We start from the raw sequence: 15,184 nt of genomic DNA, 5'->3' as shown, positions 1-15,184 counted from the left end.
GCCGCCGTCACCGGCCGGGCAGCTCGCCCAGCTCCCGCGCCCTGAGCACGGCAGCCCTGCGATTGTTGACGCCGAGCTTCGTATAGATCCTCTTCGTGTGCGTGCGAAGGGTGTTCAGCGACACCACGAGCAGCCGGGCGATCTCCGGGCCGCTCAGTTCGGTGGTGAGCAATCGGAGCACCTCGCGCTCCCGTTCGCTCAGAGGCTCGGCGAGCACTGCGACCTGGTCCGCCGCCGCCGGTGCGTGCTCCGGGTCCCGCGCCACCCGCAGCAGTCGCTGCGCGTACTCTCGCACGGGACCATCCGCGGCCACCGCTTCGAGCAGCGCGCTCAGGGCTGCGCCCTCGTCTAGGAAGACCCGCGCGTATCCTTCCCCTTCGGCGAGCCGCAACGCCTCCGTGAGCGAGTCGACCGCGGATTGCAGGTCGCCGTGTGCCCGGTAGGCCAGAGAGTGCAGGACGAGGATCTCGATGACGCTGCCCGTCCTGCCTCCCTCCACCGCTGCACCGCGCAACCGCGTGAGCAGTGCGAGCGCATCGTCGAGGGCATGCTGGCCGCCGTGTCGGCGATGCTGCGAGACCAGGATCCGCGCGAGGGTGATGTGCTCGTACTCGCGCGCATAGCTGAGCTCGTCGGCGGGGGACAGTCCCGACTCGTGAGCCCAGGCGACAGCATCCGCGATCCTGCCCTGGTGGACCCGGATCCTGGCCTTCGTGGCGGGAACCGGTCGGACCAGCGGCGCCATGTCCGTCACGAAGAACCGCTCCGCCTCATCCACGAGTTCGGCGGCGGCGGCGAGGTCTCCCCGCGCTTGTCGCAGCTGCGCCATCGCGAGCCGCGAGCGGTACCGGTACTTCGGCAGCCCCGCGGAGTCACCGAGCGCCAGAGCATCGTCCAGGTGACTGGCGGCGGCTTCCAGCTCGCCTCGCTCGCACAGGATCGTGGCGATGCCGACATGCATGTCCGGGATGCCCCGGCGAACCTGCGACGACTGCGCGAGGGCCAACGCCAGCGCCCCCTCATAGTGCGCGAGGGCATCACTCAGTCGGCCCTGGGTGAGCCGGATATCCGCAAGGGTGATCGTGCAGCCGAGCACGTCGGCGATGTGACCGGAGCGCCTGAAGCCGGCCACCGACGACGAGTACCCCTCGAACGCGCCGTTCAGGTCTCCGCTGCCCCACAGCGCGAGCCCCTCCAGGGCAGCCGCGGCACCCCGGCGATACTCGTCTTCCGCGTCGAGCAGGAGGAGTGCGCGACGGGCGTGATCCACGGTTGCGGTGGCGTCCCCCTGCGCGAGCGCGAGACCCGAGCGGTAGATCGCGATCGAGCCAGGCAGGCGACGGAGTTCTTCCACGTCGACCGCCAGCGGCGGACCGCTCTCGCTCGCTTCGGTGGCGGCGGATGCGTTCACCCAGCGCTCGGCGTCCCGCAGACGGGCCTCCACCCCTTCCACCTCGCCCGTGGAGAGCAGCGCACCCGCACACCCGAGGCTGAGCACCGGCCGGCTTCGGAAGACGTCCTCGGGGAGCGCCTCCATCCAGGTCCGGAGAGTGGCTTCCCGCCGATCGCGACCCATCGGTGGCAAGGCCTCCTCGATGAGCTTCGCAGCGAGATCGTGATCGGGCGCAGCGAGGGCATGATTCACCGCCGCGTCCAGCTCACCTCGCTGAGCGTGCCACGCGCTTGCCCGTCGATGGAGGCCGAGCACCTGGTCGGGCCATTCGTCGGCCAGCCTGGCGCGCAGCACCTCGGCGAAGAGGTGGTGGTATCGGAACCAGCGGCGGCGGTCGTCGAGCGGGACGAGGAACAGATTGGCGCGGTCGAGCGCTTCCAGCATGGCGCCGCTGTCGCTGCGTCCGGTGACCGCATCCGCCAGTGCTGCGCTCATCCGCGGGAGGATCGAGGTCTGCAGCAGGAAGGTGCGCGTCTCGGCCGGCTGGCTCTGGAGGACCTCTTCGGCGAGGTAGTCGACGACGTAGCGGTCGTCGCCGGCGAACCCGGCCACGAAGTCCGCGAGGTCGTCCCGTCCGCGCATGGAGAGGGCTGCCAGCTGCAGAGCAGCGATCCACCCTTCTGTCCGCTCGCCCAGGGTCGCCACCTCCTGCGCGGTGAGCCGCAGCTCCATCGCCCGCGTGAGGTACTCGGCGGCCTCGTCCGCGCTGAAGCGGAGGTCGGCGGCGCGGACCTCGACGAGGTCGCCGTGTGCCCGCCAGCGCGCGAGCGGCAGCGGGGGATCGGAGCGACACGCGAGGATGAGGTGGAGGTTCGGGGGCAGGTTGTCGATCAGGAACGACACACCCTCGTGGACCTGACGCTCCTCGATGAGGTGGTAGTCGTCGACGACGAGGATGATCTCCTTCTCCAGGCCGGCCACCTCGTTCAGCAGACCCGTCAGCAGCGACTGCGGGGATGGGGAGCCGGGCGCCTCGATCGATGCCAGCGTTTCAGACCCGACATCCGGAACGACGGTGCGCAGTGCGGCGATCACGTACGTCCAGAACAACGCTGGGTCGTTGTCGCCGCTGTCGAGTGAGAGCCACGCCACCGCGTGATCGCCATCCTCGCGCTTCGCTGCATCGGCGATCCACGCGCCGAGCAGAGTGGACTTGCCGAAGCCGGCCGGCGCCGACACGAGCGTCACGCGGCCGTCGATGCCGCGATCCAAGGTCTTCAGCAATCGCGGCCGTGCCACGGTCTGTCGTCGAGTCTTGGGGCGGAAGAGCTTCGTCTCGAGAATCGGCGACGAGAGCGGAGCCTTCTCCATTCAGCGATTCCCCTCGCGTCCACCGCCGGTGCCCTGGCGGGTTCCAGCGCTCGCCCCCGCTGAGGCCGCCTTGCTCGGGCAGGCGATCGCGTCAGAAGGAGGCAGACTCATGCTGTCGCGAGATCGTTCGCAGGGCAACGTCAGTCCTCGCGCTGCTTCCGGTCGGTTCGAACATGGGCGCGCTCGCCCTGGCGCCCGAACAGGCTGAGCACCTCAGCGGGCCGGCCGTCGGCGCTTCCGAACCAGTGCGCCACGTGCGTGTCGAACTCGGCGACTTCACCGGACTCCAGCGTCAGGTCGTGGGTGCCCAGGATCAAGCGCATCCGCCCGCTCAGCACGTACAGCCACTCGTAGCCCTCATGAGTGCGCGGCTGAGGCGTGGTCTGGCTGCCGGGAATCAGGATCTTCCATGCCTGCACCGGACCCGGCTGGGGAGTGAGCGGCACGACGACGCGCCCACGAACGCGCCGAGGCTTCAGCCGAACCCGCGGATCGCCGACGTCCGGTGCTCCGACCAGTTCGTCCAGTGGCACCCGATACGCCTGCGCGAGTGGGAGCAGCAACTCGAGGCTGGGGCGGCGTTGGCCTGTCTCCAACCGCGACAGAGTGCTCTTGGAGATCCCCGTCGCGTCGGACAGCGCCGTCAGCGTGAGGCCCCGTTGCCCGCGCAGCCACTTCAACCGGGGGCCCACCGCGTCCAGCGCGGCGTCGATGCGCGCAGATTCATCCACACCTCAGTGTGCTCGCTCGTCCCAGAAACGGCAACAGAGTTTGCTCTCAGCCTGATGCACCCCTGAGGCTGGCGTCATGAACAACTACGACGTCATCATCGCCGGCGGAGGCGCCGCGGGCCTGACCGCTGCGCTGGTCCTGCTCCGCGCGCGTCGCTCGGTGGCGGTGGTCGACTCCGGCGCGCCGCGCAATGCGCCGGCTGCGCACATGCACGGGTACCTCTCCCGCGAGGGCATGGCTCCTTCAGCGCTGCTGTCGCGCGGCCGTGCGGAGATCACTGACTACGGCGCGACTCTGGTCGACGGCGAGGTGGTGGACATCGCGCCCGGATTCACGGCTCGACTGTCGGATGGCACGGCGCTCACGGCACGCAGCATCCTGATCTCAACCGGACTCTCGGACGATGTGCCCCACGTCCCCGGCGTCTCGGAACGGTGGGGGAGAGACGTCCTGCACTGCCCGTATTGCCACGGATATGAGGTCCAGGACGAGCCCATCGGCGTTCTCGGCGGCACACCGGACGCGGTGGCGCATGCTCTGCTGCTTCGGCAGTGGTCGGACGACGTCGTTCACTTCCCCCATACGGACACGCTGACGGTCGAGCAGGAAGAGGCGCTCGCCGCACGCGGAGTGGCGACGATTCCTGGGACCGTGGCGCGTCTCGTCGTCGAGGCCGACCGGCTGCGCGGCGTCGAACTCGTGAACGGCACTGTGGTGCCCCGCTCCGCGGTGTTCGTGCGTCCGAGGCTCATCCCCAACGACGGGTTGCTGATCTCTCTCGGCTGCGAGATGGACGAGCGCGGCTGGGTGCGTCACGATCCCGCAGGCCGGACGAGCCGGCCTGGTGTCTATGTCGCCGGCAACGCCGCCGACCCGCGCGCGCAGGTCATCACCGCCGCAGGGCAGGGGTCCGCGGCTGCGATCGCGATCAACACCGCTCTCGTCGATGCAGAGATCGCTCACGCGCTCGCGACGTCACGCGTGCGCTGAACGCCGACGCCACAAGCGAAAGGAATCGACCGAATGTCCACCGTCTCCGAGAACCCCGCTGCGCGCCGGGTGTCGCCGCCGTCTACGCATCAGCTCGCGCTCATGATCTGGATCGCGGTGTTCCCGACACTCACCGTCCTCAACCTCGTACTCGGCGATCTGCTCACCGGGCTCCCGATGGTGTTGCGCACGTTGATCCTCGTCACGCTCACCGTGCCCGTCGTCATCTACGCGGCGATGCCGCAGCTTCACCGCATTCGACGCGCGATCCTCCGGCGTCGGGTGCAGTGAGCGTCGAAATACCCCCCACGGTATAGTAGAATACCCATAGGGGTATAACGAACCACTTCTGGGAGGAGCCCACATGAAGACGGCCATCGTCGGCGGTGTCGCCGGGGGAATGTCCGCGGCGACACGGCTGCGGCGTCTGGACGAAGCAGCGGAGATCGTGGTGTTCGAGCGCGGGCCGTACGTCTCCTACGCGAACTGCGGCCTGCCGTACTACGTCGGCGGCGTGATCCGCGACCGCGGCTCCCTCCTGCTGCAGACCCCGGAGTCGCTTGCGGCCCGGTTCCGTCTGGATGTGCGCACCGGCCATGAGGCGGTCAGCATCGATCCTGCCGGGAAGACGATCACCGTGGTCGACCTGGGCAGCGGTGACGTCTCGGTCGAGACCTACGACGAGCTGATCCTGGCGGTCGGTGCCTCCGCACGTGCGGCGACCGGCGACTCCGGCATCCCCACCCACACGCTGCGCACCGTCGATGACGTCGACGCGATCGACGCGCTCGTCGGCACCGTGGCCGATCACCCGTCCGCACTCGTGGTGGGCGGCGGGTTCATCGGGCTGGAGGCGGTCGAGAACCTCGTGCGCCGCGGCATCCACACAACCCTGATCCAGCGCGGCCCGCAGATCCTCAGCCCGCTCGATCCCGAGATGACCAGCCCGATCGAAACGGAGCTGCGCCGCCACGGCGTCGACGTGCGCACGTCCGTCACGATCGAGAGGATCGAGGACGGCGACGTCCTCCTCTCGGACGGGACCGGCGTGCGGCCGAGCTTCATCATCGACGCGTCCGGCGTGGTGCCCAACGTCGACCTCGCCCGCACGGCCGGTCTGCGGCTGGGATCCACCGGCGGGATCGCGGTGGACGGGCGCAACCGCACCAGCGACCCCCACATCTACGCCGTCGGGGACGGCATCGAGAAGATCGATGCGATCTCGGGCGAGCCCTCCCTTGTGACGATGGCCGGCCTCGCCAACCGGCATGGCCGCTCGGTCGCCGACGTGATCGTGGGCCGCGACGAGCGGAACACGCCGGCACTGGGAACCGCCATTGTGAAGATCTTCGACGTGGTCGCCGCGAAGACCGGCTGGCGCGAGCGGCAGCTCGTCGCCGCCGGCCGCGCGCATCGCGTCATCCACACCCATCCGGCGTCGCACGCCACCTACTACCCGGGCGCGGAGTCGATGTCGATCAAGCTGCTGGTGGAGCCGGTCACCGACGCCATCCTCGGCGCGCAGATCGTCGGCGGTGAAGGGGTGGACAAGCGCATCGACATCATCGCCGTCGCGATCGCCGGCGGCATCACGGCATCCGGTCTCGCGCGCCTGGAACTGGCGTACGCGCCGCAGTTCGGCTCCGCGAAGGACCCTGTCAATCAGCTCGGCTACGTCGCCGACAACCTCCGTGCAGGCACGACCTCGAGCATCCAGTGGCACGAGCTCGACGACGCGCTCCGCGACGGGGCCACCCTGATCGACGTCCGCACCCCGGCGGAGCACGCCGCCGGTGCGATCCCCGGGGCGATCAACATCTCGGTCGACGACCTGCGCGAACGTCTGCGTGAACTGCCCGACGGCCCCCTCATCGTCCACTGCCAGGTCGGACAGCGCGGACACACCGCCGCGCGCATCCTCTCCCAGCACGGCCGTGACGTTCGCAACCTCGACGGCGGCTACCGCACCTGGGCGGCGGGTGTCACCGCTCGCACCCCCGTCGCCGTCCGAGTGTGACTTTCGTCGCGGATCCGCCGTCGAGACGACGGATCTGCGACGAAACGTCGCCCCGCGCACGCCGTCTCGTCGCAGATGTGACGTCTCGCGTGCTCGGAGCGCGCGGCCGGCCGCAGCTCGGTCGACCACTGCCTCTTGGCAACTCGCAGTGTGACCGCTAACATGCGAAACAGGCCGAGGTTGATGGATAAACCTCGGCTGTCGCCGTCGGAGTCCCAGCTCACGCGGCGTGATCACATTCGGCCGACGATCGCACGAAGGAGTGCTCCATGGCGCATCCCGCCCCCACCCGACAACGACGCAGAGGTCGCGTCACCGCGCTGACCGCTGCGGCCGCCCTGTGCGTCGGCGTCATCGCCGCCACGCCCGCGGCGGCAGAGCCCGTCTACGAGGACGTCGTCGACGGCCTCGTCCACCAGTTCCTCCTCAACGAGACGACGGGCACCCGCGTCGCCAACACCGGTTCGGCCGGCGAGGCAGCCGACGCCACACTGGTGAACCCCGACAACGCGGCCCGGGAGGGCCGCGGCATCCGCTTCAATCCCGATGACTATGCCGACGCCCTCTCCGGCGCGTACGTGCGGCTGCCGAACGACCTGACGGCCGGCATGCAGGCGATCACCGTCGACTACGACATCTGGATCGACCCCGCCAACGTCGGTGAGCACCAGATCTGGAGTCTCGGCAACAAGGCGTCGTGCGATGCGACGACCGGCCAGCAGGGCCAGCTGTTCTCGTCGAACACGCAGCGCCTGCGCGTCGCCGCAGGCAACGTCAACGTGCAGCAGAACCGCGTGCGGCTGGCGGAGGGCGTGTGGAAGCACGTCACCTACACGCAGACGCCGAACGCCAACGGCACCTCGTGGACCGGCACCCTGTTCGTGGACGGCGTGCAGCACGCGCAGTCCGCCACGATCACGACCCCGCCGTCGGTCAATGCCGCTGGCACGAACTGCAACTTCCTCGCTCGCTCGCAGGTGCCCGGCAACTACTCGTTCCGCGGCACGCTGGCGGACTTCCGTGTGTACGACCGCGGTCTGAGCGCTTCCGAGGTCGCGATGCGTGCGGCGCAGGGCAATGACGAGGGAGTGGAAGCGGATGCCGCGGCCATCGACCTCGGACTCACGAGTGCCATCGTCGAGGACCTCGAGCTGCCGAAGCTCGGCAGCGTCGCCGGTTCGACGATCACGTGGGCGTCGTCCGACCCCGCCGTGGTCGAGGTGGTGAACCCGCCCGCTGTGAACAGCGCCCGCAAGGTGCCGATCCGCGGCGTGATCACCCGCCCGGCACTCGGGGAGCCCGACGTGACCGCCACGCTGACCGCCACCCTGCGCAAGGGCTCTGAGTCGGTCGCCGTCCGCGAGATCCAGGTGACCGTCCCGGCCGAGTTCGACGATGGACACTCGGTCGATCGCGACGCACTCGACCTCGAGCTCTACGAGACCGACAACGTGCGCGGCAACATCACGCTGCCCGACGCCGGACGATGGGGCTCGGAGATCACGTGGGAGTCCGACTCCGACGCAGTCTCGCCGACCGGTGTGGTCACCCGCCCCGCGTACGGCCACGCCGAGGTCGAGGTGACGCTCACCGCGACCATCGCCAAGGGCGACGCCGAGGTCGAGAAGACCTTCGACGTCGTCGTGAAGCCGCTCCCTCGCACGGAGGAGAACGAGCGGTACTTCCTCGGCTACTTCAAGGGCGAGGGCATCGCGGACGGCGAGCAGATCATGTTCGCGACGTCCAACGGCAACACCGCGCTGGACTGGACCGGTCTCACCGGAGGCTGGCCGTCGCTCGTCTCGCAGCTCGGCGATCAGGGTCTGCGTGACCCGCACATCGTCCGCTCGCCCGACGGCGACACGTTCTACATGATCGCCACCGACCTCAACTGGTACGACCAGGGCGGGTACGCGATCAACGACACGCAGTACATCGAGGTGTTCGAGTCGAACGACCTGGTCAACTGGACGCCTCAGCGTCACGTGAAGGTGGCGCCCGACAACGCCGGCAACGCGTTCGCTCCGGAGTCGCTCTGGGTCGACGAGATCGGCGCCTACGCGGTCTTCTGGGCACAGTCGCTGTGGAACGACCCGATCAACCGCACCGGTCAGGGGAACGCGCAGATGTGGTACAACATCACGCGCGACTTCCAGACGTTCTCCGAGCCCAAGGTGTGGCAGAACCCGGCTCCGCAGTCGCGTATCGACACCACCGCGATCAAGGTCGGCGACGAGTACTACCGCGTCACGAAGAACGAGGCCGGCAACGCCGGGTCGGACATCTTCTCGGAGAAGCACACCGACTTCCTCGACAGCGACATCAGCGCGTGGGAGCTCATCGCCCCGGCGCTCGGTCGCACGACGTGGCAGTCGAACGCCGGCTACGAGGGTCCGGTGATCTTCAAGGCGAACCCCGGTGACACCGCGTGCCCCGGCCAGTTCTACCTGTGGGGAGACCGCTACACCAACGGCGGCGGCTACCAGGCCGCGTGCGAGGCGAACATCGAGGCCCAGACGTGGCAGGCGAAGACGATCACGATGACCAACGCCGGCGTCCCGCGTCCGCGTCACGGCACCGTGATCCCGATCACCCTCCGCGAGTGGAACAGCATCCGCGGCATCCCCAACGAGGACGTCGCCACCACGGTCGAGGTCTCGGCGGACGACGTCCGCGCGGGCGACAGCACCGTCGTGACGGCATCCGTGTCGGCTGCCGACGGCTTCGAGACGGGTGGCCAGGTGCGGTTCAGCCTCGGTGACTGGTCCGAGACGGTCTACCTCGAAGACGGCGAGGCGTCGGCGACGCTTCCCGCGGACCTCGCTGAGGGCGCGCAGACCGTGAAGGCCGAGTTCCTCGGGCACGACATCCTGCTCGCCTCCGAGGCGACGGCGTCGTTCGAGGTGCTGCCCGCCGTGGCGGCCTCGGTCGCCGTGTCGTCCCGCTGCGTGGGCGGCAAGGTCCTGCTGACGGTCTCCGTCAGCAACGACGACGAGCGCATGATCGCCGCGCAGATCGGCTCGGACTTCGGTGCGAAGCAGGTCGGCGCGGTGGTCGCGGGTAAGACGCACTCGTCGGTGTTCACGACTCGTGCGGCGAACATCCCGGCCGGATCCGTCACGGTGACCGTGTCGGCCGGAGACGGAGATGACCGCGAGCAGTCCGTGTACGACGTCGAATACGGAGCGGCGTCCTGCACACCGTGATCCGGGTCGGTGGGGGGTCGCGTCCTGCGGCCCCCCACCGGCACGCCCGCAGACAGCGGCCGGCTCGCGACATCGTCGGTCGGGCCCGCCGGGCGGAGGCTCTAGCGTGTGCTCTCGCGCACCACGAGCCGGGCGTGCGCCGTGCTGCGGTGACGCTCGCCGGGCGTGGCGCCCGCCTGCAGGCGCGCCATCATGACGCGGACGATCTCGTCGGCCATTTCATCGTTGCCGGGCTCGATCGTCGTCAGACGGGGAGTCGAGTAGGCGCTCGCCCGGACGTTGTCGAATCCGACGACCTGCACATCGGCCGGAACGCGGACCCGGCGATCGGCGAGCGCACGCAGCGCGCCGTGCGCGCACGAGTCCGTGAGGGCGAAGATCCCGTCGAACCCGATGCCGCGGTCGAGCAGGGCGCAGACCTCTCGGTAGCCGTCGGCCATGTCGAGACCGCCGTTCACGATCCGCTCGGGCCGCGCCTGCAGGCCGCGCTCCCGGTGGGCCTCGTCGAAGCCGCGCGTGCGCAGCGTCTGCACCGACTCCGGACCCGATCGATCGCCGCCGAGTGCGACCAGCGACTCCGACCCTCGATCCAGCAGGTGCCCCGTCGCAATGCAGGCCCCGGCGACGTTGTCCATCAGCACGTGGTCGAATCGGCTGGACAGCGCGCGCTCGCCGAGCAGCACGATGGGCTTGGTGGGCAGCAGACGGTTGAGATCGACCGACTCACTCGCCGCGACGGCGAGGATGAAGCCGTCGTAGGTCTCGAGATGGGATGCCGCGAGCGACTCCACCTCGGCGGCCATTGCGCCGCCCGTGTTCTCGGCGACGAGCCGGATGCCCCGCTCGGCGAATCGCACCGACAGGCGTTCGGCCAGCTCGCTGTAGTACTCGGAGGCGAGCACCGGGAGCCCGAGTCCGATGATCCCGGTCCGCCCCTTGCGGAGCGAGCGGGCACTCTGATTGAGCCGATATCCCAGCTCATCGATCACTCTGGTCACGCGGTCGATGGTCTCTGCGCCGACGCGTTCGGTGCGGCCGTTGATCACGTTCGACACGGTCTGCGCCGAGACGCCGGCTCTGTCCGCGACATCCTGCATCGTGACATGCGGTTTCGCGTGCGAAGGGGACGGTGGTTGCATCCGGATCTGTTCGGGTCGGTGCCGAGGTACCTTGTGACTCTATCTGCGTCTCGGGCCTCCCGGCAGACGGATGGCGGCCGGTCGAGCCGCCCGCTGCCGGCGCGGTTCCGCCCGGAGTGAGCATGACGGCGGTCGGTCAGCAGGTGGTGCGGCCTCATCCGCCGACGATCTACGACATCGCACGGCTCGCCGGCGTCTCCCACACCACGGTGTCGAGAGCCGTGAACGGGCAGGACGGCATGACCGAGGCGACGCGGCGACGGGTGCTCGAGATCGCCGTGAGGATGGGGTACGAGCCGAATGCGTCGGCGCGCAGCCTCGCCGGCCGCGTGCGTCCTCAGCTCGTCGCGCTGGTGGCGGCGGAGGGATGGCGCGAATCGGGGCTGCTGGTCGACGCCGTCGCGCGAGAGGCGCATCGCGCCGGGCACGCTCTCACGATCGTCGACGTGGACCCTGCCGACGAGCGTTCGCGGGCGAGCGCGGCCGCGCGCATCGGCGAGCCCGGCACGGCGGGCATCGTGCTCATCGCGGCCGACCCGCTCGCGCGTGATCGGCTGAGCTCCCTGGCCGAGACGGCGCATGCGGCGGTGCCGAAGGCGGTGCGGCACAGGATGCTCGCGCTCGGCGTCGACATGCCGGCCCGGGTCGCCGTGGCCGTGGGGCACCTGGCTTGGCTCGGCCACCGCCGGATCGCGGTCGCGTGCGCGGGAGCGGCACTGCCCGTCGACGAGCGGCACGGGGTCCCGGGGGTCCGGCTCCGGTCCATCGCGGACGCGGGCGCCGACGCCGACGCCGGGTTCCGCCTCGGGCAGGATGCCGGTGCCCTCGCCGACTGCACCGCACTGCTCGCGCCCACGGTCTCCTTCGCGCTGGGCGCGGTCCGCGGGCTGCGGACGCGTGGCCTGCGGATGCCCTGCGACCTCAGCATCGTGAGTCTCGAGGACCACGCCGACGCGCGTCATGCCGCAGTGCCGCTCACGACCGTCTCGTCGCGCACGGACGAACTCGCCGCGGCCGCCGTCGCACGTCTTCTGGCGGCGGACGACGCCCTCGCGTCCGAGGTGCAGGTTCGCGCGCGGCTCGTCGTGCGACAGAGCACAGCGCCGGTCGACGCCGGCGCCCGAGGGGAGCGGTCGATGCTCAGCGGTGTGTGATTCCCGGGACGCGAGCGATCCCGTCACGCGTGAGGCGCCGTCCCGCCACGATGAGCATCATGACCATCGGCGCCGTCGCGAGCAGTGCACCCGTGAACACCAGGGCGTAGTCGACGCCGTACTCGCCCTGCAGCGCGCGGAGCGCCACCTGGACGGTCTGCGCGCCGGGGGAGCGCAGCACGATGAACGGCCACATGAAGTCGCTCCAGGTGGTGACGAACAGGATGCCGGCGAGGACCGCTGCTCCCGGCCTGACGAGGGGCCATGCGACGTGGCGGAACGTCCGCCCGGTGCCGCAGCCATCGAGTGCGGCGGCATCGAGGAGCTCGTCGGGCAGGGTCGCCACGATGTACTGGCGCATCCAGAAGACCCCGAAGGCGCTCGCGAGTGCCGGCACGATCAGCGCCGTGAGCGAGTCGACCCAGCCGAACGCCGAGACGAGCAGATACTGCGGGATCACCGCGAGCTGGACCGGCAGCGTGAGACCGATCAGCACGATCACGAACAGCGGGCGTCGACCACGGAAGCTCAGCTTCGCGAAGGCGAAACCCGCGAGCGCGCACGCCAGCGCACCGCCCACGGCGACGCATCCTGCGACGATGACGGAGTTCACCAGCGCCCGGCCGAAGGACACCGCCGCCAGGACCGTTTCCACGTTGTCGATGAGAGCTCCGCCCGGAAGGAGTGGCGGAGGAAAGGTCGTCGCCGACGCAGAGTCGCGCGAGGCGACCACCACCATGAACCAGATCGGCAGCCAGCACACGATCGCCGCGACCACCACGACCGCGCCTTCGATCCGCGAGGAACGCATCACGTCGTCCACCCCAGGCGACGGCCGAGCACCAGCGCAGCGCCGACGGCCGCGCCGGCGATCGCGAACACGGCGGTGGACACTGCGGCGGCGTATCCGAACTGGAAGTCGCGGAAGCCGACCTCGTAGACCAGCAGTGCGAGGGTCTGACACTGGCGCGCCGGACCGCAGGTGACGCCTGCGGGATCCAGCAGGAGAGGCTCCGCGAAGAGCTGCAGCGCCCCGGTGACGGAGGTGACGACGCTGAACGCGATGACCGGTCCCAGCAGTGGGAGAGAGAGGTGGCGGAACTGGGCCCACCCTCCGGCGCCGTCCAGCTCCGCCGCGCGGAACACATCACGCGGTGTGGCGCTGAGCACGGCGAGCATCAGCAGCGTCGTGAACCCGAAGGTGCGCCAGACCACGATGCCGGTGACCACCGCCCACGCTCCCAGCGGCTGGGCGAGCACGTCCACATGGGGGTGCCCGAGCGCGTCGAGCAGGCGGTTCACCGACCCGTAGTCCCGGTCCAGCAGCTGCGCGACGAGGATCGTGATCGCCGCGCCGGACGTCACGAACGGGACGAGCAGGGAGACCCGCACGGCTCCCACCGCACGACCGGCGACCCGATGGATGAGATGCGCGAGCCCGAGGGCGATGCCGACCTGCACGATCGTCGCCGCGGCGGCGATGGCGAGCGTGTTCGTCGTCGCGGTCCAGAACCGCGGGTCCGCTGCGAGGCGCTCGAAGTTGGCGGCGCCCACCCACGCGCGCGCGCCCAGCGGGTCCCACTGCCACCACGCGAGCACGAAGGTCGCCACCGACGGCAGAACCGTGAACACCGCGAAGACCAGCGCGAACGGAGCGAGGAAGAGATAGGGCGCCGCGGCATCCCACCGGGAGACCCACCGCAGGCGAGGTCGGTCGATCAACGGTCGTCCGCGCCGTCGACCGCGGCCGACGGCGGCAGAGCGACGGCGATGGCGTCGAGGGCGGAGCGCCATGCGGTCGCGGGTCGGATGGAGCCCTGCTCGACGGCGGCGAGCGTCTGCACGAAGGCGGTGTTCACGGTGGTGGACGCCGGACCCTGGCGCACCGCCGGCATGTCGACGATCGATCGGGTGAGCACCTCGCCGATCCGCGACGGCCCGAAGAAGTCGTCGCCGTAGGAGGCGAAGGCGCCCTGGTCGTACGGATCCCGGGAGGCGGGCAGCGGACCGCCCGATTCGAAGTGCTCGAGCTGCGCTCGCGGGGCCTGGGTCGCGGCGATGTAGTCCCATGCGGCTTCGGGATGCTGCGCCCCGGCCGGGATCGCGAGATAGCTGCCGCCCCAGTTCCCGGCGACACCGGGAACCGACGTGATCCGCCAGGCGCCGTGCGTGTCGGGCGCGGTCGACCTGATCACGCGGAGCATCCACGAGGGGGCCGGCATCACGGCGAAGTCGCCGCCGGCCGTGGCCGCCGACCACCCGGGTGTGAAGGCGGCGGCGCCGGCACTGATGCCGGCCTCGTGCGCGCGGAGAGCCACGTCGAAGGCGTGCTCGAGGCCGGAGTTCGCCGCGTGGACGAGCTCGCCGTCGTCGCCGTAGTACTTGACCGGCAGCTGGTTGGCGGCGTTGACGAAGACGGTGGTCGAGACGTTGTCGACGAACGCGACGTCGGACCGCGCCGAGAATCGGATGCCGGTCTCGACGAAGTCCTCCCAGGTCGGCCAGAGCGCGGCCACCTCCTCCGGCTCGGTGGGCAGACCTGCCGCTGCGAAGAGGTCCGCGCGGTACGCGAGCGCCATGCCGCCGACGTCGGTGGGGACGCCGATGACCTTCCCGCCGACCGCGGTCGCGGCATCCCGCGCCCATTCGAGGTAGTCGCCGCCCACGTCCTCCCCGCCGAAGTCCCTCAGGTCGAGGAAGCGGTCCTCGGCTGCGAGGAAGCGCGGCAGGTCGTCGCCCTGGATCAGCACCAGGTCGGGCGCGCGACCCGCGGCGAGCGCCGCCGTCAACGCGTCGGCCGTCTCGGCCGAGGTGCCCACTTCGCTGAGTTCGATCCGGGCATCCGGATGCGCCTCGAGGTACCGATCGACCTGTTCGCCCTGCTGGATCCCCGTGAACGACCAGAAGATCATCGGTCCGTCGGAAGAGGTCGCCGCGCAGCCGCCGAGCAGCAGCGAACCGGCGAGGGCGAGCGCGGAGAGGGCGCGCACGGGCACGGTGAGGCGACCGCGTGGCGACCGCCCCAGCCGGCGGCGCGCGCGGAACCCGATGCTGACCATGCACGCTCCTTCGCGTCGAGCGGGATCGACGGGAACGGGCGCCGCTCGTGGCTTCTCTCGATCATGCACGACTTTGATAGCGCGAACAACTAGGTATTGTCTCGGGATGCTGTGACCGCTAAC

Annotated in this window: 11 protein-coding genes; 5 read left to right on the top strand and 6 right to left on the bottom strand. The window is 70.1% G+C overall.

Annotation, left to right across the window (positions count from 1 at the left end; translation table 11 throughout):
- Positions 1-7: 7 nt before the first annotated feature.
- Together H9622_RS03445 and H9622_RS03440 are read right to left on the bottom strand one after the other, a co-directional pair.
- Positions 8-2,764: a LuxR C-terminal-related transcriptional regulator gene (locus H9622_RS03445; RefSeq protein WP_191764255.1), complete on the bottom strand. Its 2,757-nt coding sequence runs from the start codon at positions 2,762-2,764 to the stop codon at positions 8-10.
- 140 nt (positions 2,765-2,904) lie between these two features.
- Complete coding sequence (locus H9622_RS03440; RefSeq protein WP_191764253.1) at positions 2,905-3,495, bottom strand: helix-turn-helix domain-containing protein; 591 nt, start codon at positions 3,493-3,495, stop codon at positions 2,905-2,907.
- Positions 3,496-3,571: 76 nt separating this feature from the next.
- On the opposite strand from H9622_RS03440, the gene H9622_RS03435 reads away from it, so the two are divergent.
- The 4 genes from H9622_RS03435 (at position 3,572) to H9622_RS03420 (ending at position 9,709) form a co-directional block, all read left to right on the top strand.
- Positions 3,572-4,486: an NAD(P)/FAD-dependent oxidoreductase gene (locus H9622_RS03435; protein ID WP_191764251.1), complete on the top strand. Its 915-nt coding sequence runs from the start codon at positions 3,572-3,574 to the stop codon at positions 4,484-4,486.
- A 33-nt stretch (positions 4,487-4,519) separates the two neighbouring features.
- Positions 4,520-4,777, top strand: a complete 258-nt coding sequence (locus H9622_RS03430) for a hypothetical protein (protein WP_191764248.1) — start codon at positions 4,520-4,522, stop codon at positions 4,775-4,777.
- A 73-nt stretch (positions 4,778-4,850) separates the two neighbouring features.
- Entirely contained in the window at positions 4,851-6,503 is a 1,653-nt protein-coding gene (locus H9622_RS03425; RefSeq protein WP_191764246.1) for an FAD-dependent oxidoreductase, read from the top strand.
- Positions 6,504-6,772: 269 nt separating this feature from the next.
- The gene (locus H9622_RS03420) at positions 6,773-9,709 is read left to right on the top strand and encodes an immunoglobulin-like domain-containing protein (protein WP_191764244.1); all 2,937 of its coding nucleotides are present in this window, start codon (positions 6,773-6,775) and stop codon (positions 9,707-9,709) included.
- Between the two features lie 101 nt (positions 9,710-9,810).
- On the opposite strand, the gene H9622_RS03415 is transcribed toward H9622_RS03420, so the two are convergent.
- Positions 9,811-10,806 (bottom strand): LacI family DNA-binding transcriptional regulator, encoded by a 996-nt coding sequence (locus H9622_RS03415; protein WP_191764242.1) that lies wholly within the window; start codon positions 10,804-10,806, stop codon positions 9,811-9,813.
- 164 nt (positions 10,807-10,970) lie between these two features.
- Between H9622_RS03415 and H9622_RS03410 the strand changes: the two genes are divergently transcribed.
- A complete protein-coding gene (locus H9622_RS03410; protein WP_191764240.1) occupies positions 10,971-12,002 on the top strand; it encodes a LacI family DNA-binding transcriptional regulator in 1,032 nt (343 codons plus the stop codon).
- Here the strand turns inward: H9622_RS03410 and H9622_RS03405 are convergent.
- From H9622_RS03405 to H9622_RS03395, 3 genes are read right to left on the bottom strand one after another with little or no spacing between them, the layout of a single operon-like run.
- On the bottom strand, positions 11,989-12,813 hold the full coding sequence (locus H9622_RS03405; RefSeq protein ID WP_191764238.1) for a carbohydrate ABC transporter permease: 825 nt from the start codon (positions 12,811-12,813) through the stop codon (positions 11,989-11,991). The two genes, H9622_RS03410 and H9622_RS03405, sit on opposite strands and share 14 nt — an antisense overlap.
- Entirely contained in the window at positions 12,813-13,724 is a 912-nt protein-coding gene (locus H9622_RS03400; protein WP_191764236.1) for a carbohydrate ABC transporter permease, read from the bottom strand. Before H9622_RS03400 ends, H9622_RS03405 begins: the two co-directional genes overlap by 1 nt.
- Positions 13,721-15,061: an ABC transporter substrate-binding protein gene (locus H9622_RS03395; protein ID WP_191764234.1), complete on the bottom strand. Its 1,341-nt coding sequence runs from the start codon at positions 15,059-15,061 to the stop codon at positions 13,721-13,723. The genes H9622_RS03400 and H9622_RS03395 overlap by 4 nt, the downstream gene beginning before the upstream one ends.
- Between the last annotated feature and the right edge of the window lie 123 nt (positions 15,062-15,184).

This window comes from Microbacterium gallinarum, assembly GCF_014837165.1.
Taxonomy (GTDB): Bacteria; Actinomycetota; Actinomycetes; order Actinomycetales; family Microbacteriaceae; genus Microbacterium; species Microbacterium gallinarum.
The sequence above is the reverse complement of the archived record's forward strand: the minus strand, read 5'-3'. Positions and strand labels throughout refer to the sequence as shown.